Genomic DNA, 18,314 nt, shown 5'->3' with positions numbered 1-18,314 from the left:
TTGTTCAATCCCGCCATATGACGGCCGATAACCAGCTAAAGCGGCATTCTGCCAGACCCGGCACTTTGGAGCCGCATCGAGTTCGTCATGCTTGATCCTATTTCCGCCCCACGCGCGTCCCTGCACCCCGTTCGCCGCCGCGACCACGAGCCGCCGGTATCGGCCGAAGTGGCGCAATCGCTGGACTACCAACTCCTGCGCCGCACCCTGAACCCCGACAGTGAGATCACCGTCAGCGAAGCCCCACCTGCCGCCAGCCCGGCGCCCAGTGCAGCCCGCAGCAGTGCCGCCACCACGTCCGCAGCCAGCGTCAGCAGTGATAACCTTACCCAACAAAGCCAGCTCAACGTCACTGTCGGCACCGCCGCCAAGCCCCAGCCTGTGCAGCAGACCGACCCACTGGTACTCGACCTCGCCGGCAATGGCTTCACCACGCGCGGCCTGGACGATGCCGTGCGCTTCGACCTGACCGGTGACGGCCGCCCCGAGTCCATCAGCGCGCCAAAAGGTGATGACGCTCTGCTGGCCCTCGACCGCAATGGCAACGGCCGCATCGACAGTGGCAAGGAACTGTTCGGCGACCAGCACGGCGCCAGCAACGGCTTTGCCGAACTGAGCAAGTACGATGACAACCGCGATGGCCGCATCGATCGGCAGGACAGCGTATTCGAACAGCTAAGCCTGCTGCGCTTCGACGCCCAGGGCCGCCAACAGCAACAAACCCTGGCTGAGGCCGGCGTCAGCGCCATCCATCTGCAGGCGCAGAACGTCAAGCAAGCCTTGGGCGCCTACGATGAAATCGCCCAGATCGGCCGCTTCGACTTTGCCGACGGGCGCAGCGGGCAAGCCGCAGACCTGTTGCTGGCCAGCCGCTAGAGCAACGCCAGCTGGTTGAAGGCGGTGGACTCCAGCAGCGGCCAGGGCAAATCCAGCAAACCCGGCAAACGCGCCTGCAACTGCTGGTGAAAACGCCAGGCCAGTTGCGGCGCCAGCTGGTTATCCGGGGTATGGATAAACACATAGGGCGTATGCCCCGCCTCGATCCATTCAGCCACCTTGGTCACCCACGGCGCGAGAAACGCATCATTAGCGGCCAGCTCTGGATGGCCGATAAAACGCAGCTGGGGCGACTGGCTGAAGGCCGCTGGGCGCAACGGCAGATGGGGCTTCTTCGCCTGGGCATGGCGCACCGCTGGCGCAGCATCGGTACAACTGAACAACGCCCGCGCATCCAGGCAGATGCGTTCCACTCCCAGGTCGCGCAACAGCCTATTGAGCTGACGCTCCTCTTCGCCCCTGGCGAAAAACGCCGGATGACGCACTTCCACTGCCAGTGGCCGCGCCAACTCGCGCAAAAACTGCTGCAAATCCGCCAGTCGGGGCGGGCCGAAACTGGCCGGCAGTTGCAACCATAGCGGCGCCACCCGCGCGCCCATCGGCGCCAATAGCTGCAAAAAAGCCTCAGCGGCCGACAGCTGGTCGGTCAGATTATCGCTATGGCTGATGGTGCGCGGCAGCTTGGCGCAGAAGCGAAAGTGCTCAGGCATCTGCGCCGCCCAGCGGGCTACCGTGGCGGGGGCTGGTTCAGCGTAGAAGGTGGTATTGCCCTCGACCGCGTTGAAGCAGCGGCCATAGAGCTGAAGAAAGTGTGGGCTGGTCGCGCCCGGCGGATACAGCGAACCGCGCCAGCCGGGCTCGCTCCAGGACGGGCAACCAAGAAAGTAAGGCAGCATCAGGCGTAGAGGTCGAGACCGAGCACTTCGGCGGCGCCGCCTTCGACGGTAAAGCTGGCTGTGCTGCCGTAGCTGGCCAGGGCCTGATTGGCCTTGTTACTCAGTCCGCGCGGAATCACCAGCTCCTGGCGAGTCGCCTGGCTGTCACTGCTGGCAGTGCCGGGCTGCACGCGGCGCGGTTGCGCGACCGTCTCAAGCCCCTGGCTACTGGCCGGTGTGGTCGGCAGCTCACGGCGTTGCTCCTGCTCGCGCTGAATCTCGCGCAGCGGTGTGACCGCAGTGCCCGGACGGGAGCTGCGGTCAACCGAAGAGAACGAAAGTGGGCTGTCGATACGCATTGCTTAGCGTTCTACCGGCAAGTGATGGGGAATGTTCACGTTCAATCTAGCGGTAGCACCGAGCCATAGCAATTGGCCAACGAGCGAAGACCACTCGCAACGGACAGAAGGTCTCACAGCGGCGCCTTGGGCGTTGCCACTTTGTCGCGCAAATACACCGGCTGGGCCATGTCGGCTGGCAACGCTTCACCACGCGCCCAGGCAAAGGCCGCCAGCGCCAGCAGGTCCTGGGCATGGGGCAAGAGCACCTGGGGCTCACCTTGGGTCAGTACCGGTAGACGGCTGCCATAGCTGCCCCAACCCGTCCCGGCCGCACACCAATCGCCAATTGCGCCCGCCGGCAACCGGGCCTGCTCTGGCGGCAACACCGCCTCCTCGCCAAACAGGCGCATTTCGCCCTGTTCAGCGCGGTAGCATCCCCAATACACCTCATCCATGCGCGCATCGATGGCCGCTGCCACCTGCTGTGCGCCTTGTTCACGCAACGCGCGTTGAGCCAACACCGCAAGGGTCGATACCGGCAGCACCGGACGCTCCAAAGCAAACGCCAGACCCTGAACCACGCCGATGGCTATCCGCACCCCGGTAAAGGCGCCCGGTCCACGCCCGAAGGCAATGCCATCCACGGCCGACAAGGCAATGCCCGCCTCAGCCAGCAGATCTTTGATCATGGGCAACAGGCGCTGGGCGTGCAAGCGCGGGATCACCTCGTAATGGCTAAGCACCTTGCCGTCGTGCAGCAAGGCAACGGAGCAAGCTTCGGTGGCAGTATCCAGGGCCAGCAAGGTGGTCATTGGGGCAATCCGGTCAGGCAAAAAAGGGGATGCAGTATAAACACCAACGGCCCGCAAGCGGGCCGTTGGTGGACTAAACGATGATCGAGCGAGCTAGAGCCAGGCTAGGCGGCAAAGAGCCGAGGGCGCGGAGTTTACATGCAGTAAATGAGCACCCGAGGCTCTTTTCCAACGACGCATGGCCGACGCGCAGCCGATCAGCTCAGAGCGGCGAGCACCTTGGCGGTAATTTCATCAACCGAGCCGACGCCAGCAATGGCGCTGTACTTCGGCGTGCCGTCAACGGCCGCCAGCTTCTGGTAGAAGTCCACCAGAGGCTTGGTCTGCGAGTGATACACGGACAGGCGATGACGCACTGTCTCTTCGGTATCGTCCTTGCGCTGCACCAGCTCTTCGCCGGTTTCGTTGTCCTTACCTTCGACTTTCGGAGGGTTGTAGATCACGTGGTAGACGCGGCCGCTGGCCTCGTGCACCCGACGACCGGCAATACGCTGGACGATTTCTTCGTCATCAACAGCGATTTCAACCACGTTATCGATGACCACACCAGCTTCCTTCAAGGCTTCAGCCTGGGGAATGGTGCGCGGGAAGCCGTCGAACAGGAAGCCGTTGGCGCAGTCGGCCTGGGTGATGCGTTCCTTAACCAGGTTGATGATCAGGTCATCGGAAACCAGGCCGCCGCTTTCCATGATGCTCTTGGCTTTCAGGCCCAGCTCGGTGCCGGCCTTGACTGCTGCACGCAGCATGTCGCCAGTGGAAATCTGCGGAATACCAAATTTCTTGGTGATAAAGCCAGCTTGAGTACCTTTGCCGGCACCGGGAGCCCCCAACAGAATCACGCGCATCAATGTGCTCCTTCAAAAATCAATAAAAATGGCGGATTCGCCTCATGGGGCCAATCTCTGTATCCGGTCAGGCAACGCTAGGCGGCCAAAGGGTGCTCAAGATACACAGCACACCCACCCCGCACAAGCCACCGAAAGTCTGATAACAGGCTACTTTAGCCGTGGTTGTGCAAGCCTGCAGTAATGCCCGCCACGCTCACCAGTAAAGCCTGTTCCTGCACGCTGTCTACTGTGCCAGGCGAACGCCATGAACACCCCAGAAGCGCCATCTGGAGCCGCCGCAAGGGTTGCACCACGTGGCATCTGACGATGAGTAAGACTCAGACTAGCAAACCTTAGGCCAGGCCTTGCGACTGTCCGGTCGGCAGCAGAACGCGAGCACCCGCCTGCGACAAAAAGTCGCGTAAAAATCACCTAAATCCGCCCAATTCGAACACCAAAACCGAGGGTGCGTCGACTTCTTACACTGCTGCGACAGCATCCAACAACGCGCGCACGGCCAGCTAGGCTAAATCACAGGCTCCAGCGTCGGCTCGCCGAAGGCGCTTGCCGCTGTGCCTGGAGATAGAGAGGTGATCATGAGGATTCGCGAACTGGCCCGGCACTGGGAACACAACGCCAAGGGCCGCCTAACCCACAACCTTATCCAGATCCGCCTGGACCTGGAGTCCGCTGCGCGCCTGGCAGCACTCAGCGAGATGTACCCCAAACGTCAACCACAGGAACTGCTGGGTGAATTGATCGGTGCAGCCCTGGAAGAGCTGGAAGCCAGCCTGCCCTACGTCAAAGGCAGCCAGGTGGTGGCTACCGATGAGCAAGGCGACCCGCTATATGAAGACATCGGCCCGACGCCGCGCTTTCTGGCCCTGTCGCGCAAGTACCTGAAAAGCCTGGTGCAGCAGCAGGACAGCGCCAGCCACTGACGAACCGAAATGTCTAGCGCGTTACTGGACTTGCTGCGGGACTTCTTCGCCGACACAACGGACGGCTTGCTTGCGGTTGTCCACCAGCACGCCAGACAAGCCCTTCTGCGCGGTATCAAACAGCACCAGCACGCCATCAATGCACTGGGCGACCTGGGTCGCAGGCTTGAGCGCTACTTTGTAGTCTTCGCCAGGCTGGGTTTTGTACATGGTGAACTCGGCCAGCAACAAGGAGTCTTCCGGCTTGGCGATATGCAGGTAGCCGTAGAACCACAGCACCAGCACGCTGCCCAGGGTGCTGCAGATGGCGGTGATGATCAGAGGCAGGGGATTACGTTCACTCATTACGGACTCTCAGGTTGTGGCGTGGTGGAATTAGTGGGGCGCTCAGCGGCGATCTCGGCCAGCCGCGGCAGGCTCGTCATGCCCGTCGGGTCATCAACAAAGCGCAACATGACTTGACGCCAGAGCGGCTCGGCAAAGGTTTGCACATGAGCGCCACGGGTCAGCTGCAGCACCCGTGGTGGCGGCGCAGCTTGATACAAGCGCACGCCGTTGGAAAGAGGCACAACCTCATCATCAATACTCTGATAGAGCAAAATCGGCAGCCCGGCCAGCGCTGGCATCGCCGTAATGGCACTGTCGCCGTCAGGCATCAGCCACGCCAGCGGCACCTGCAAGGGCCAGGTCAGCCAGACATTGGCCAGGGTGTAGCGCGCCATGTCGCGGTAACTGGCCGGTACGCCATCCAGCACCAGCGCCTTGAGCTGCACGCGCGATTGCGGATGGGCGGCAAGATAGTGCGTAGCCATGGCCCCGCCGAGGCTCTGCCCCAGCAGCACCAGCGGCCTGCCCTGCACCTCTGGCGCCTGCTGCAACCAGGCGAACGCGGCGTCGATATCCTGATAACTGCCACTCAAACTGGCTGCACCCGCCGAACGGCCATAACCGCGATAATCCAGCAGCAGCACCTGATAACCCGCAGCCGGCAACCACCAGCTGCCCGCCAGATGGCTGGAAACATTGCCGCCATTGCCATGCAGGTGCAGCACCGTGCCCTTGACCTCCACCCCAGCCTTGGCCGGCAACCACCAGGCATGCAGGCGAGTGCCGTCGGCGGCAGTAATGAACACATCCTCGTAGGCCAAACCGACCTCGGCAGGGTTGAGCAGCATCTCCCGCTCGGGATAGAACAACCAGCCACTGCAGCCGCTCAACCCGAGCAAACACAGGCCCAGCAACAGCGCACGCATCACTTGCCGCCGGCGCGAACTTCCTCGCGGGCCTTGAAGGTGGCGTCATACACACGTTCCGCCAGACGCGAGAACGGCAGACTCTGAATCCATACGGTGCCAGTGCCTTTGAGGGTCGCCAGGATGATGCCCTCCCCCCCAAACAACATGCTCTTCAAACCGCCAGCCAGGCCGATGTCGTAGTCGATGCCACTGGTGAAGGCCACCAGGCAGCCGGTATCCAGGCGCAGGGTTGAGTTGTTCAGTTCCTTGCGGATCACCGTACCGCCGGCATGCACAAAGGCCAGGCCATCGCCCTCCAGTTTTTGCAGGATAAAGCCCTCGCCACCAAAGAAGCCGGCGCCGATGCGCTTGTTGAAGCTGATACCGATCTGCGTGCCATGGGCGGCGCAGAGGAAGGCGTCTTTCTGGCAAATCAGCGTGCCACCGACCTGCGCCAGCTCGATAGGCACCACCGTGCCCGGATAGGGCGCAGCAAAACCTACCTGAGCAGGTCCTTTACCGCCGTTGCTGAAGTGGGTCATGAATAGCGACTCACCCGTCAGCAGACGCTTGCCCGCGCCCCACAGCTTACCCAGCACGCCACTTTCAGAGCCATCGCCCAGACGCGTCTCGAAGCGGATGCCATCGGTCATGTAGTTCATCACCCCGGCCTCGGCGATCACGGTTTCGCCAGGGTCGAGGGTGATTTCCACCGCCTGCGCCGAATCACCGAGGATTTCGTAGTCGAGTTTGTGGCTGGGCATGTCGTGGGTTCCTTGATCGGTAGCCCGGATGCAATCCGGGGCGGCGGTCAACCCGGATTGCATCCGGGCTACGAGCGCCATAATGTTGTCGGATGGAGCATAGCGAGCGAAGGCAGGTCGCTTTTTCAACGCCACATAACCGAGCGCAGTAGCGCCTAGAGGATGTTGGCGTAGTCGGCTTCGATCCGGTCCAAACTCAGGTGATTGAGGAAGTTGGAGAAGCACATCCACGCCGACAAGGCATTCAAATCCCGAAACTGCGGCGGCAGGTACTTAGGCGGCGCCACCAGACCTTCATCCACCAACTGACGCAGGGTGCGCATGTCTTCCAGGGTGGTTTTACCGCAGAACAGCAAAGGAATCTGTTCCAGTTTGCCTTTACGCACCGCCAGCTGGATGTAGTTGTAGATCAGGATAAAACCCTTCAAATAGGACAGATCCTTGGTGAACGGCAAGCCCTGCGGGGTGGAGCCACGAAACACCCGACTGGCATTGCCGTAACTGTCCTCCATGCCAAAGCCTTGCTCGCGGTAGAACTCGAACACCTGCAAGAAGTCCGCCCCCTCCTCGGCCATATGGATGGCGCGCGTGCGGTTGGTCAGCTTGCGCAGACGGGTTGGATAGGAGGCAAACGCAATCACCTCCATGAGAATTGCCAGGCCTTCCTGGGTCACCGTCGACGAGGGCGGGCCCTTGGCCAAAAAAGTACAGAACGGCTGGTTCAGTCCATTCAGGGTGGTGCCCACATGCACCAACCCTTCGTGTACCTCCAGGGCGCGCACATCGCGTTCATTGAACATGGCATCGGCGCGGATCTTGATGTAATCGGCACCGGCAGCGGCATCGGCGACAATCCCGTCGGAAACAAACACCCGCACCGTATCGTCGCCATCGCCAAATACGCCACTGAGGCGCTGCTGCAGCATGGCCACCGCATCTTCGGCAGTAAGGGTCTTGGCCTCGTCCTTCAAATCGCCGCGACCGGCAATGTTGTTGAGGTAGTCGGAAAGCATCATGCCCAGGTCCGCCAGGGTCGGATCGCCGGCATGGAAGGCATCGGAGGCCGCACCGTAAAGCTCCTGGGAGATCAGGCCAAAATCCGCCGTGCCACGCGCTTCGAGCATGCGGATGACCATGCGGTATTCCTTGCACATGCGCCGCATGATCTGCCCGACCGGGTTGAACTGGCCAAGCTGGCGGGTAATGTCGCGCTCAATATTCTGGAACTCGAGCTTCTTGGCACCCGCATCAAAAGCCAGCGGCCGGCCCTCGTAATAGGCGCGATCAACCTGCGGCAGATGCTTGCCCTTGTCCTTGAGGAAAGCCTTGCGCACGCCGTCGTCCCACTTGATCGCATCCAGCACGCGGATGGGCGTCTGCGCCTCGACAATGCGGTCCGAGAGGCTGCGAATGGTCTGCTGGTAATCGTCGGCTGCCGTGCGCTTGCTCATCCGTGTCTCACTGTTCTACGCGCTGGTAACGGGCGCTCTCGGTAAATACGTCGGCATTGGCCGGATCGTTCAGGTAGGCAAAGACCTGGCTCAGCGGGCTGCTGATCAGGGCGCTGTCGCTGCCTTGAGTCTGCACCACTTCGCCTTGCAAGGTGCCTGCCTGCAATTGGTGCAGGAACGTCTCAGCGTCGAGGTTGTAGAGCACCAGTTCGTTGCGCTTGTTCAGCTCGAAACCGGCGATCGCATAGTGCTCACCGAAGCGTTTGGGCAGGCCGATGGAGGCATACCAGCGCTGGCCTTTGCGGGCCACGGTAAACGGGTAGTTCTCAACCCCATCCGCCTGGCCGAGCACACGGATCTGGGCGTTATAACGGTTGTCGGCGCTGCGACTGATGTCCAGCAGCAACTGCTCGCCCCATTCGTTCTGGCGCATCCAGCTGCCCAGCAGTTGGGTGGGGGCGGCCTCCGCCGACGGAATCGGTTCCTTGAACACCACCAGACAACCGTTCAGGACCAAACAGGCCACCACCACCATCGCTACACGCCAGGCTTTCATTTCGCTCTCCTTGTATGGCGCTATTGCGCGCAAAACGCGAATTACAGCGCAGCCGTGTTAAAGCCCCATGACCAAGCGCAAGTAACGCCGCAGGATGCTGCGCATTTCTTCCAGATCGAGATTATCCACACCATCCAACAGACCTTGATACTCCATCTGCAGAATCATGCCCGTCAACACCTGGGCATCCTCTTCCGGCTGCGGCGAACCCAGCACTCTGAAGAACTTGTCGACGCCCTGCGCGAGAATCTTGCGATGCGCCGCCGCCAACTCGAGCAAACCCGGATTGAGCAGCGCTTCCAGGCGAAACGCCTGCTCTGCCAGCAGCCGCTCACGGTTTTCCGTGAGCTGAGCCCGTACATACACAATGGCCAACTCGACCACCTGCTCGAGCAATCGCATACGCGTTTCGGCGTCTTGCTTGAGGCCCGCGGCGAGCAGCTGCAATTGCTCATCGGCACCGGCCCAGAACGCCGACATGGCCTCAGCGCTGCGCTCGACAAACAGGGCAAAGGTGTCGGTGATCAGGTCGTTGATGTCTTTGAAATAATAGGTAGTCGCCGACAACGGCACTTCGGCTTCCGCGGCCACGGCGCGATGGCGTACGGCACGCACGCCATCGCGCACGATGATCCGCAGCGCTGCATCGAGAATCGCCTGACGGCGTTGCTCACTGCCCTGGCGACTGGCCTTACGGCCCTGATATTGGACACTTTCGGCCACTGCGGTGGCCACTTGCGCGGCACTGGGCCGGGAGATCTTCTGGTTCAAAGCACATATTCCTTTTGCATCAAATCGTCCATGAAAGCGCTGCATTCCTTGTTGCACGATTAACTGTAACGCAGACAGCAAAAAGCCGCCCGAAGGCGGCTCCTAGCACTGCACTCAGGCCTGTGGTCGCATATGCGGGAAGAGGATCACATCGCGGATCGACGGCGAGTTGGTGAGCAACATCACCAGGCGATCGATACCGATGCCTTCACCAGCGGTTGGCGGCATGCCGTACTCCAGGGCGCGAACAAAGTCGGCGTCGAAGTGCATGGCTTCATCGTCGCCGGCATCCTTGTCGGCCACCTGTGCGTGGAAACGCTCAGCCTGGTCTTCCGCGTCGTTCAACTCGGAGTAGGCGTTGGCGATTTCACGACCACCGATAAACAGCTCGAAACGGTCAGTCACGCTCGGATCATCGTCATTGCGACGGGCCAGCGGCGACACTTCGAACGGGTACTGGGTAATGAAGTGCGGCTGCTCCAGCTTGTGCTCGACCAGCTCTTCGAAAATCATCACCTGCAGTTTGCCCAAACCTTCGAAGCCCAATACCTTGGCGCCGGCTTTCTTGGCGATGGCGCGAGCCTTGTCGATGTCGGTCAGGTCGGCGGCGGTCAGCTCGGGGTTGTACTTGAGGATCGAGTCGAACACCGACAGGCGCACGAACGGCTCACCAAAGTGGAACACCTTGTCGCCATACGGCACGTCGGTGGTGCCGAGCACCAGCTGTGCCAGCTCGCGGAACAGCTCTTCGGTGAGGTCCATGTTGTCTTCGTAATCGGCGTACGCCTGATAGAACTCCAACATGGTGAACTCGGGGTTGTGCCGGGTCGATACGCCTTCGTTACGGAAGTTGCGGTTGATCTCGAACACGCGCTCAAAGCCACCCACAACCAGGCGCTTGAGGTACAGCTCCGGGGCGATACGCAGGTACATGCCCATGTCCAGCGCATTGTGGTGGGTTTCAAACGGCTTGGCCGCAGCACCACCCGGAATGGTCTGCAGCATCGGCGTTTCCACTTCGAGGAAGTCGCGCTGCATCAGGAACTGGCGAATATGGGCAATCACCTGGGAGCGCACACGAAAGGTATGACGCACCTCTTCGTTGACGATCAGGTCAACATAGCGCTGGCGATAACGCTGTTCGGTATCGGTCAGGCCGTGGTGCTTGTCCGGCAGCGGACGCAGCGACTTGGTCAGCAGGCGTACGTTGGTCATTTCCACGTACAGGTCGCCCTTGCCGGAGCGGGCCAGGGTGCCTTCGGCAGCGATGATGTCACCCAGGTCCCAGTGCTTGACGGCTTCCAGAGTCTCGGCCGGCAGGGTCTTGCGGTTGACGTAAACCTGAATACGCCCGGTCATGTCCTGAATCACCATGAACGAGCCACGGTTGAGCATGATACGCCCGGCGACCTTGACCGGGATGGCGGCTTCGGCCAGCTCTTCCTTGGTCTTGTCGGCATACTGCTTCTGCAGATCTTCACAGTAACTGTCGCGACGGAAATCGTTAGGGAAGGCGTTGCCCTGCTCACGCGCGGCAGCAAGCTTTTCCTTGCGCTGGGCAATCAACTTGTTCTCTTCCTCGTGGATGGCGTGCTCGTTTAGCGGTTGTTCGCTCATGGTCGTAGGGTTCCCAAAAATAATTCGGTCAGGCGCACTGGTCGCTTACAGGCCTTGCTTGAGGCTGGCTACCAGGTACTCGTCGATATCGCCATCCAGCACCTTGTCGCAGTCGCTGCGTTCGATGTTGGTGCGCAGATCCTTGATCCGCGACGCATCAAGGACATAAGAGCGGATCTGATGACCCCAGCCGATATCCGACTTGGAGTCCTCCAGCACTTGCGAGGCGGCGTTGCGTTTCTGCACTTCCTGCTCATACAAGCGCGCGCGCAGCATTTTCATCGCTGTGTCTTTGTTGGCGTGCTGGGAGCGTTCGTTCTGGCAGCAAACCACGGTATTGCTCGGTACGTGGGTAATCCGCACGGCCGAATCGGTGGTGTTTACATGCTGACCACCGGCGCCCGAGGAGCGGTAGGTGTCGATGCGCAGATCCGACGGATTGATCTCGATTTCGATGTTGTCATCGATTTCCGGCGAAACAAACACCGCAGTGAACGAGGTGTGGCGACGGTTGCCGGAGTCAAACGGGCTTTTGCGCACCAGACGGTGCACGCCGATCTCGGTGCGCAGCCAACCAAAGGCGTATTCGCCCTTGATGTGAACAGTGGCGCCCTTGATCCCGGCCACTTCGCCGGCTGACAGTTCCATGATGGTGGCCTCAAAGCCACGCTTGTCGGCCCAGCGCAGGTACATGCGCAACAGCATGTTGGCCCAGTCCTGGGCCTCGGTGCCGCCGGAACCGGCCTGGATATCCAGGTAGGCGTTGTTCATATCCATCTCGCCGCTGAACATGCGGCGGAACTCTAGGGCTTCCAGCGCCGTACGCAGGCGCTCAACCTCAGCAGCCACATCGTCGACGGCTGCCTGGTCTTCTTCTTCGGCCGCCATTTCCAGCAGGTCACGGGCATCGCCCAGGCCGCTGCTCATTTCATCCAGGGTATCGACGATCTGCGCCAACTGGGCGCGCTCGCGGCCCAGATTCTGGGCGTACTCGGGATTGTTCCAGACGTTTGGGTCTTCCAGCTCGCGGTTAACTTCGATCAGCCGATCATGCTTGTGATCGTAGTCAAAGATACCCCCGAATAGTCTGGGAGCGTTCGGATAGGTCCTTGATGCTATTGAGGATCGGGTTGATTTCCATGACGCAGGGCACTCGCAAACGGAACTTTGGAAAAGCCGGCGAGTATACCCCAGTCACCGCCCGCTGGCACGGTCGACGCACCCCTGCGCCGGCCCGCAAACAGCCGCCAGGCCAGAGCCCGCAGTGCCTGAGGGCCAACACTGAGCGACGAATGGCCGACAAATACCACGACCAGTTCTCCACCCTGGCGCGCTGCCGCCGTTAGTGTGGCGCCATAAAAACAACAACTAAGCGCCTAGAAATGCACTAACGCCCCCAACACATCTTAAAAACTCTATATTTTTCAAATATCTAATAAATAGGGTGCACTAATTGCTAGTGCAAACCCGCCGTTATGACAACGCCAAAAAATTGAAACGGTCGGAGCAGTTAATGGACCATTCATCGACACCCAAAACCACCTGGGTGCACCGCCTACTCCAGAGCGCATTGCTCTGCCTGTTTGCCACCGCCAACCCGGCACTGGCCGAACCTGCGGGCCTGGCCGCCAGCGCCGGTCAGATACGCCTGAGCAACTGGCAACAACTGCTGAAAAACAGCACTCATTTAGATGAGCCCGGCAAACTGGAAGCCGTCAATCGCCTGGTCAATCTGTCCGTGGCCTACGTCAGCGACCAGCAAGCTTGGGGCCAGAACGACTACTGGGCCACTCCGGAAGAGACCCTGACGCTGGGCCAAGGTGATTGCGAGGACTTCGCCATCGCCAAATACTTCGGCCTGCTCAAGCTCGGTGTCGCCGTCGAACGTCTGCGCCTCACCTACGTCAAGGCCCTGGGCCGCAACAGCGCACACATGGTGCTGGCCTATTACCCCAGCCCGAATGTCCAGCCGCTGATTCTCGACAACCTCAACAGCCAGGTGCTGCCCGCCGCCGCCCGCAGCGACCTGCTGCCAGTGTACTCATTCAACGGTCAGGGCATTTACCTGGCCAAAGCCCCGAACCAGAAACTGCGCCACCCCACCACCTTGCTGGCACGCTGGGATGAGCTGAGCGCCCGCCTAAACAGCGCCAGCAACCCGCAACCCCTGCTGTAACGCCCGCAAACAGGCCATCCTGCTTTCGAAAAATACGATATACACTTCGGCCTATCGATAAAAGTCGCACACCACGCGACCCGCTCACCCGCCGAGTGCTCCCCCATGATGACCCTGCGCCAGATCCGCCACTTTATTGCGGTCGCCGAAACCGGCTCGATTTCTGCCGCGGCCCAGGCCGTGTTCATCTCCCAGTCGACCCTGACCTTGGCCATCCAGCAACTGGAAGAAGAGATCGGCGTCAGCCTGTTCAACCGCCACGCCAAAGGCATGAGCCTGACCCATCAGGGCCACCAGTTCCTGCGCCAGGCCCACCTGATCCTGGCCTCGGTCGACAATGCCAAACGCAGCCTGCAACAGAGCACCGACCAGGTGGCCGGCCAACTGACCATCGGTGTAACCAGCCTGGTGGCGGGCTACTACCTGGCCGACCTGATCACCCGTTTCCAGCGCGCTTACCCGAACGTGCAGACCCGAGTAATCGAGGACGAACGGCCGTATATCGAGCACCTGTTGATCAGCGGCGAAATTGATGTCGGCGTACTGATCCTCTCCAACCTGGAAGACCGCCACGCTCTGCAGACCGAAGTCCTCACCCACTCGCCGCACCGTCTCTGGCTGCCGGCCCAACACCCGCTACTGGAACTGGACAGCATCAGCCTGGCAGACGTGGCCAGCCAGCCGCTAATCCAGCTCAACGTCGATGAAATGGGCCTTAACGCCCAGCGCTTCTGGGCCCAGGCCGGTCTGCAACCGCACATCACCCTGCGCACCGGCTCCACCGAGGCAGTACGTAGCCTGGTGGCGGCCGGCCTGGGCCTGTCGATCCAGGCCGACATGACTTATCGACCCTGGTCCCTGGAGGGCGACATCATCGAGGCTCGCGCCCTGGTCGACCTGACCCAAACCCTTGATGTCGGCCTGGCCTGGCGCCGCGGCGCTGCCCGCCCGGCACTGGTGGCACCGTTCCTGACCGTGGCCCGCGAGCAACAAGGCGGCCGCCGGCTATCTATTTAATCGAACGCTGCTTTCAGTATTTAGCATTTGTAGGGGGCAAGCCTGCACTCTAGTCTCAGACCACCCCAAGCGCGGGGAAGGTCGCGACCGCGGTCAACCCCGGGCCGCCCAATGCTGACGCAAGAGTGCTACAGATGGTTGAAGCCAGCGCGACACCCTTTTACAGCGAACTGCTGATTGATGGCCAACTGCTGGCAGGCGAAGGCGCCGCCGAAGCGATCATCAATCCGGCCACTGGCGAAACCCTCACCCAGATCCGCGAAGCCTCGGCCGAGCAGGTCGAAGCTGCGATCCTGGCTGCCCACCGCGCCTTCACTGACTGGTCACGCACCACCCCAGCCCAACGCGCCGCAGTATTGCTGGCAATTGCCGACGCCATCGAGCAGCGCGCCGAACCCCTGGCGCGCATGGAAGCCCTTAACTGTGGCAAGCCCCTGCACCTGGCCCGCCAGGATGACCTGGTGGCGTGCGTCGACGTATTCCGTTTCTTTGCCGGCGCCGTGCGCTGTCAGCAAGGCCAACTGGCCGGTGAATACCTGCCCGGCTACACCAGCATGGTGCGCCGCGACCCACTGGGGGTGATTGCCTCCATCGCGCCGTGGAACTATCCACTGATGATGGCGGCCTGGAAGATCGCTCCAGCCCTGGCCGCCGGTAACACCCTGGTATTCAAACCCTCGGAGCACACGCCACTGTCGATCCTGGCCCTGGCTCCGGCGCTGAATGAAATCCTCCCGCGCGGCGTGATCAACATTCTCTGTGGCGGCGGCGAAGGCGTCGGCAGCCATCTGGTCAGTCACCCCAAGGTACGCATGGTGTCGCTAACCGGCGATATCGTCACCGGGCAGAAAATCCTCCAGGCCGCGGCCAAGACCCTCAAGCGCACCCACCTGGAACTGGGCGGAAAGGCGCCGGTAATCGTCTGCAATGACGCCGACCTCGACGCCGTGGTTCAGGGCGTGCGCAGCTACGGCTATTACAACGCCGGGCAAGACTGCACCGCCGCCTGCCGCATCTACGCCCAGGCCGGCATCCATGATCGACTGGTCAGCGAGCTGGGCGACGCGGTGGCCAGCCTGCGCTTTGCACGCAAAAAGGACGCCGACAACGAACTAGGCCCGCTGATCAGCGCCCGCCAGCGCGACCGGGTGGCCAGCTTTGTCGAGCGCGCCCTCGGCCAACCGCATATCGAACGGGTCACCGGTGCCGCCGCCCATCCAGGCCCTGGCTTCTTCTATCAACCGACCCTGCTGGCCGGCTGCAAACAAAGCGACGAGATCGTCCAGCGTGAAGTGTTCGGCCCGGTGGTCACCGTGACCCGCTTCGACGAACTGGCTCAGGCCGTCGATTGGGCCAACGACTCCGAGTACGGCCTGGCCTCCTCGGTATGGACACAAAATCTGGACAAAGCCATGCAGGTAGCGGCACGCCTGCAATACGGCTGCACCTGGATCAACAGCCATTTCATGCTGGTCAGCGAAATGCCCCATGGCGGCCTGAAGCGCTCGGGCTACGGCAAGGACCTGTCCAGCGACTCGTTGCAGGATTACAGCGTGGTGCGCCACATCATGGCGCGCCACGGCGCTGCGCAATTCTAAGAAAAAAGCCCGCTAACGGGCCAAACACCCCGTAACACGCCGTTCAACTGCCCCGACCACAAATAAAGAAGAGGGAATACCGATGATCGTGCATAAAACCGCGCTGCTGAGCGCACTCACCACCGCCCTGCTGGCCAGTGCCGGCGTCCAGGCGGGCGAACCGCTCAAAGCGCTTGGCGCCGGCGAAGGTCAACTCGACATCATTGCCTGGCCGGGCTACATCGAACGCGGCGAAAGCGACAAGGCCTATGACTGGGTCACCGGTTTCGAGAAGCAAACCGGCTGTAAGGTCAACGTCAAAAGCGCTGCCACCTCCGACGAAATGGTCAGCCTGATGGCCAAGGGCGGTTACGACCTGGTGACCGCCTCCGGCGACGCCTCGCTGCGCCTGATTGCTGGCAAGCGCGTGCAGCCGATCAACCTCGACCTGATCCCGAACTGGAAGAACGTCGACGAGCGCCTCAAAAATGGCGCCTGGCACGTGGTCAACAACCAGCACTTCGGTACGCCCTACCAGTGGGGCCCCAACGTGCTGATGTACAACACCAACCTGTTCAAGACGGCGCCGACCAGTTGGTCGGTGGTGTTCGAGGAGCAAACCCTGGCAGACGGCAAGTCCAACAAGGGCCGTGTGCAGGCCTATGACGGCCCGATCTACATCGCCGATGCTGCCCTGTACCTGAAGGCTACCCAGCCGGCCCTGGACATCCAGGACCCCTACCAGCTGACGGAAACCCAGTACGCCGCCACCCTCGACCTGCTGCGCAAGCAGCACACCCTGACCCACCGCTACTGGCATGACGCCACGGTGCAGATGAGCGACTTCAAGAACGAAGGCGTGGTCGCTTCCGGCTCGTGGAAATACCAGGTCAACACCCTGCAGGGCGAGAAACAGCCCATCGCCTCTACCGTACCAACCGAAGGCGCCACCGGCTGGGCCGACACCACCATGCTGCACGCCGACGCCAAGCACCCCACCTGTGCCTATCAGTGGATGGACTGGTCGCTGCAGCCCAAGGTCCAGGGTGACGTAGCGGCCTGGTTCGGCTCCGTCCCAGCCGTACCGGCAGCCTGCAAAGGCGGCGCCCTGCTGGGCGACGAAGGCTGCAGCACCAACGGCTTCGACAACTTCGACAAGATCGCCTTCTGGAAAACCCCACAGGCCGAGGGTGGCAAGTACGTGCCCTACAGCCGCTGGACCCAGGACTACATCGCGATCATGGGCGGCCGCTAAAACCGCAAGTTTCGTAGACATCGCGTCTTGTAGGAGCGGCTTTAGCCGCGATCAATCGCGAAATGCCAATTTCGCGGCTGAAGCCGCTCCTACCAATGCTACGCACCAAGCCGGCACGCCCCGGCGACAGATTTAACCGTTGCACATCCACCTGCAACTCGCCCGTTTTGTGTCGGCACACCCAACTTGGGCGAGTCGCGGGTGGATGACTTATATCCTGGAGTTTGAAGATGACCCTTGCAGTGCAATTTACCGATGTATCCCGCGTATTTGGCGAGGTCAAAGCCGTCGACCGGGTGTCCATCGATATCCAGGATGGCGAATTTTTCTCCATGCTCGGCCCGTCCGGTTCCGGCAAGACCACCTGTCTGCGCCTGATCGCTGGCTTTGAGCAACCGAGCGCAGGCTCGATCCGCATTCATGGCGAAGAGGCTGTAGGCCTCGCGCCCTATCAGCGTGACGTCAATACGGTGTTTCAGGACTACGCCCTGTTCCCCCATATGGACGTGCGCAACAACGTCGCTTACGGCCTCAAGGTCAAGGGTGTGGGCAAGGCCGAGCGCATGGCGCGAGCTGACGAAGCCCTGGCCATGGTCGCCCTGGCTGACTACGGCGATCGCAAGCCCGCTGCTATGTCCGGCGGTCAGCGCCAGCGCGTGGCCCTGGCCCGCGCCTTGGTCAATCGCCCACGAGTATTGCTGCTTGATGAACCCCTCGGCGCGCTGGATTTAAAGCTGCGCGAACAGATGCAGAGCGAGCTGAAAAAACTTCAGCGCCAGCTCGGCATCACCTTCATCTTCGTCACCCACGACCAGACCGAAGCGCTGTCGATGTCCGATCGTGTGGCGGTGTTCAACAAGGGCCGCATCGAGCAGGTCGACACCCCGCGCAACCTTTACATGCGCCCGGCCACCGCGTTTGTCGCCGAATTTGTCGGCACCTCCAACGTCCTGCGCGGCGAGTTGGCGGCCAAGCTGAGCAACAGCAGCCAGCCCTTCTCGATTCGCCCGGAACACATCCACTTGGTCGCGGCCGACAGCGCCATCGCCAGCCATGAAGTAGAGACCAGCGGTCTGCTGTATGACGTGCAGTACCAAGGCAGCACCACCCGCTTCGAGTTGCAACTGGATAACGGCCAGACCCTGAGCATCAGCCAGGCCAACAGCCAATGGCTGGACAGCACCCCGGCGTATCAGCCTGGCCAGCGCCTGACCGCACGTTGGCCGCGCGACGCCATGGTGCAGTTGCGCGAGGAGGTTTGA

At 61.4% G+C, this 18,314-nt stretch carries 19 protein-coding genes; 7 read left to right on the top strand and 12 right to left on the bottom strand.

What is annotated here, in order from left to right; genetic code table 11:
• Window positions 1-87 precede the first annotated feature (87 nt).
• Window positions 88-876 (top strand): SPM autocatalytic domain-containing protein, encoded by a 789-nt coding sequence (locus tag AC56DI_RS00340; RefSeq protein WP_496344422.1) that lies wholly within the window; start codon window positions 88-90, stop codon window positions 874-876.
• Here the strand turns inward: AC56DI_RS00340 and AC56DI_RS00335 are convergent.
• From AC56DI_RS00335 to adk, 4 genes are all read right to left on the bottom strand, one after another.
• Window positions 873-1,733 (bottom strand): DUF72 domain-containing protein, encoded by an 861-nt coding sequence (locus AC56DI_RS00335; RefSeq protein ID WP_496344421.1) that lies wholly within the window; start codon window positions 1,731-1,733, stop codon window positions 873-875. The two genes, AC56DI_RS00340 and AC56DI_RS00335, sit on opposite strands and share 4 nt — an antisense overlap.
• Entirely contained in the window at window positions 1,733-2,071 is a 339-nt protein-coding gene (locus AC56DI_RS00330) for a hypothetical protein (protein WP_496344420.1), read from the bottom strand. Before AC56DI_RS00330 ends, AC56DI_RS00335 begins: the two co-directional genes overlap by 1 nt.
• Window positions 2,072-2,184: 113 nt before the next feature.
• Complete coding sequence (gene tsaB, locus AC56DI_RS00325; RefSeq protein ID WP_496344419.1) at window positions 2,185-2,865, bottom strand: tRNA (adenosine(37)-N6)-threonylcarbamoyltransferase complex dimerization subunit type 1 TsaB; 681 nt, start codon at window positions 2,863-2,865, stop codon at window positions 2,185-2,187.
• 197 nt (window positions 2,866-3,062) lie between these two features.
• Window positions 3,063-3,710, bottom strand: a complete 648-nt coding sequence (gene adk, locus AC56DI_RS00320) for an adenylate kinase (RefSeq protein ID WP_496344418.1) — start codon at window positions 3,708-3,710, stop codon at window positions 3,063-3,065.
• A gap of 578 nt (window positions 3,711-4,288) precedes the next feature.
• Here adk and AC56DI_RS00315 point away from each other — a divergent pair.
• Entirely contained in the window at window positions 4,289-4,633 is a 345-nt protein-coding gene (locus tag AC56DI_RS00315; RefSeq protein WP_496344417.1) for a pilin assembly protein, read from the top strand.
• 21 nt (window positions 4,634-4,654) lie between these two features.
• On the opposite strand, the gene AC56DI_RS00310 is transcribed toward AC56DI_RS00315, so the two are convergent.
• The 8 genes from AC56DI_RS00310 to prfB form a co-directional block, all read right to left on the bottom strand.
• Window positions 4,655-4,978, bottom strand: a complete 324-nt coding sequence (locus AC56DI_RS00310; protein WP_324518056.1) for a PA3694 family proteiin — start codon at window positions 4,976-4,978, stop codon at window positions 4,655-4,657.
• On the bottom strand, window positions 4,978-5,886 hold the full coding sequence (locus tag AC56DI_RS00305) for an alpha/beta hydrolase (protein ID WP_496344416.1): 909 nt from the start codon (window positions 5,884-5,886) through the stop codon (window positions 4,978-4,980). The genes AC56DI_RS00310 and AC56DI_RS00305 overlap by 1 nt, the downstream gene beginning before the upstream one ends.
• Window positions 5,886-6,632 (bottom strand): TIGR00266 family protein, encoded by a 747-nt coding sequence (locus AC56DI_RS00300; RefSeq protein WP_496344415.1) that lies wholly within the window; start codon window positions 6,630-6,632, stop codon window positions 5,886-5,888. The genes AC56DI_RS00305 and AC56DI_RS00300 overlap by 1 nt, the downstream gene beginning before the upstream one ends.
• A gap of 155 nt (window positions 6,633-6,787) precedes the next feature.
• Entirely contained in the window at window positions 6,788-8,083 is a 1,296-nt protein-coding gene (locus AC56DI_RS00295; protein ID WP_496344414.1) for a flavohemoglobin expression-modulating QEGLA motif protein, read from the bottom strand.
• 7 nt (window positions 8,084-8,090) lie between these two features.
• Complete coding sequence (locus AC56DI_RS00290) at window positions 8,091-8,639, bottom strand: hypothetical protein (RefSeq protein WP_496344413.1); 549 nt, start codon at window positions 8,637-8,639, stop codon at window positions 8,091-8,093.
• 57 nt (window positions 8,640-8,696) lie between these two features.
• Complete coding sequence (locus tag AC56DI_RS00285) at window positions 8,697-9,410, bottom strand: TetR/AcrR family transcriptional regulator (RefSeq protein WP_496344412.1); 714 nt, start codon at window positions 9,408-9,410, stop codon at window positions 8,697-8,699.
• A 114-nt stretch (window positions 9,411-9,524) separates the two neighbouring features.
• Window positions 9,525-11,027, bottom strand: a complete 1,503-nt coding sequence (lysS, locus tag AC56DI_RS00280; protein ID WP_496344411.1) for a lysine--tRNA ligase — start codon at window positions 11,025-11,027, stop codon at window positions 9,525-9,527.
• Window positions 11,028-11,072: 45 nt separating this feature from the next.
• A protein-coding gene (gene prfB / locus AC56DI_RS00275) for a peptide chain release factor 2 (RefSeq protein WP_496344410.1) occupies window positions 11,073-12,168 on the bottom strand; the annotation gives its coding sequence in 2 pieces (ribosomal slippage) (window positions 11,073-12,095 and window positions 12,097-12,168; 1,095 coding nt in all).
• Between the two features lie 372 nt (window positions 12,169-12,540).
• Between prfB and AC56DI_RS00270 the strand changes: the two genes are divergently transcribed.
• From AC56DI_RS00270 to AC56DI_RS00250, 5 genes are all read left to right on the top strand, one after another.
• A complete protein-coding gene (locus AC56DI_RS00270) occupies window positions 12,541-13,203 on the top strand; it encodes a transglutaminase-like cysteine peptidase (protein WP_496344409.1) in 663 nt (220 codons plus the stop codon).
• A 105-nt stretch (window positions 13,204-13,308) separates the two neighbouring features.
• A complete protein-coding gene (locus tag AC56DI_RS00265) occupies window positions 13,309-14,220 on the top strand; it encodes a LysR family transcriptional regulator (protein ID WP_324518072.1) in 912 nt (303 codons plus the stop codon).
• Window positions 14,221-14,354: 134 nt separating this feature from the next.
• Window positions 14,355-15,818 (top strand): gamma-aminobutyraldehyde dehydrogenase, encoded by a 1,464-nt coding sequence (locus AC56DI_RS00260; RefSeq protein ID WP_496344408.1) that lies wholly within the window; start codon window positions 14,355-14,357, stop codon window positions 15,816-15,818.
• 82 nt (window positions 15,819-15,900) lie between these two features.
• On the top strand, window positions 15,901-17,052 hold the full coding sequence (gene ydcS / locus AC56DI_RS00255) for a putative ABC transporter substrate-binding protein YdcS (RefSeq protein ID WP_496344407.1): 1,152 nt from the start codon (window positions 15,901-15,903) through the stop codon (window positions 17,050-17,052).
• A gap of 230 nt (window positions 17,053-17,282) precedes the next feature.
• Entirely contained in the window at window positions 17,283-18,314 is a 1,032-nt protein-coding gene (locus tag AC56DI_RS00250) for an ABC transporter ATP-binding protein (protein WP_324518076.1), read from the top strand.

The organism is Pseudomonas sp. BGA-UO-ETr-WB11, from assembly GCF_059567785.1.
Note: the sequence above shows the minus strand (reverse complement) of the source record. Positions and strands in the feature narration are given on the sequence as shown.

Bases quoted from the DNA above. Each gene is read 5' to 3' on its own strand.
- AC56DI_RS00340 (WP_496344422.1), top strand. From the start codon at position 88: ATGCTTGATCCTATTTCCGCCCCACGCGCGTCCCTGCACCCCGTTCGC.
- AC56DI_RS00335 (WP_496344421.1), bottom strand. From the start codon at position 1,733: ATGCTGCCTTACTTTCTTGGTTGCCCGTCCTGGAGCGAGCCCGGCTGG.
- AC56DI_RS00330 (WP_496344420.1), bottom strand. From the start codon at position 2,071: ATGCGTATCGACAGCCCACTTTCGTTCTCTTCGGTTGACCGCAGCTCC.
- tsaB (WP_496344419.1), bottom strand. From the start codon at position 2,865: ATGACCACCTTGCTGGCCCTGGATACTGCCACCGAAGCTTGCTCCGTT.
- adk (WP_496344418.1), bottom strand. From the start codon at position 3,710: ATGCGCGTGATTCTGTTGGGGGCTCCCGGTGCCGGCAAAGGTACTCAA.
- AC56DI_RS00315 (WP_496344417.1), top strand. From the start codon at position 4,289: ATGAGGATTCGCGAACTGGCCCGGCACTGGGAACACAACGCCAAGGGC.
- AC56DI_RS00310 (WP_324518056.1), bottom strand. From the start codon at position 4,978: ATGAGTGAACGTAATCCCCTGCCTCTGATCATCACCGCCATCTGCAGC.
- AC56DI_RS00305 (WP_496344416.1), bottom strand. From the start codon at position 5,886: ATGCGTGCGCTGTTGCTGGGCCTGTGTTTGCTCGGGTTGAGCGGCTGC.
- AC56DI_RS00300 (WP_496344415.1), bottom strand. From the start codon at position 6,632: ATGCCCAGCCACAAACTCGACTACGAAATCCTCGGTGATTCGGCGCAG.
- AC56DI_RS00295 (WP_496344414.1), bottom strand. From the start codon at position 8,083: ATGAGCAAGCGCACGGCAGCCGACGATTACCAGCAGACCATTCGCAGC.
- AC56DI_RS00290 (WP_496344413.1), bottom strand. From the start codon at position 8,639: ATGAAAGCCTGGCGTGTAGCGATGGTGGTGGTGGCCTGTTTGGTCCTG.
- lysS (WP_496344411.1), bottom strand. From the start codon at position 11,027: ATGAGCGAACAACCGCTAAACGAGCACGCCATCCACGAGGAAGAGAAC.
- AC56DI_RS00270 (WP_496344409.1), top strand. From the start codon at position 12,541: ATGGACCATTCATCGACACCCAAAACCACCTGGGTGCACCGCCTACTC.
- AC56DI_RS00265 (WP_324518072.1), top strand. From the start codon at position 13,309: ATGATGACCCTGCGCCAGATCCGCCACTTTATTGCGGTCGCCGAAACC.
- AC56DI_RS00260 (WP_496344408.1), top strand. From the start codon at position 14,355: ATGGTTGAAGCCAGCGCGACACCCTTTTACAGCGAACTGCTGATTGAT.
- ydcS (WP_496344407.1), top strand. From the start codon at position 15,901: ATGATCGTGCATAAAACCGCGCTGCTGAGCGCACTCACCACCGCCCTG.
- AC56DI_RS00250 (WP_324518076.1), top strand. From the start codon at position 17,283: ATGACCCTTGCAGTGCAATTTACCGATGTATCCCGCGTATTTGGCGAG.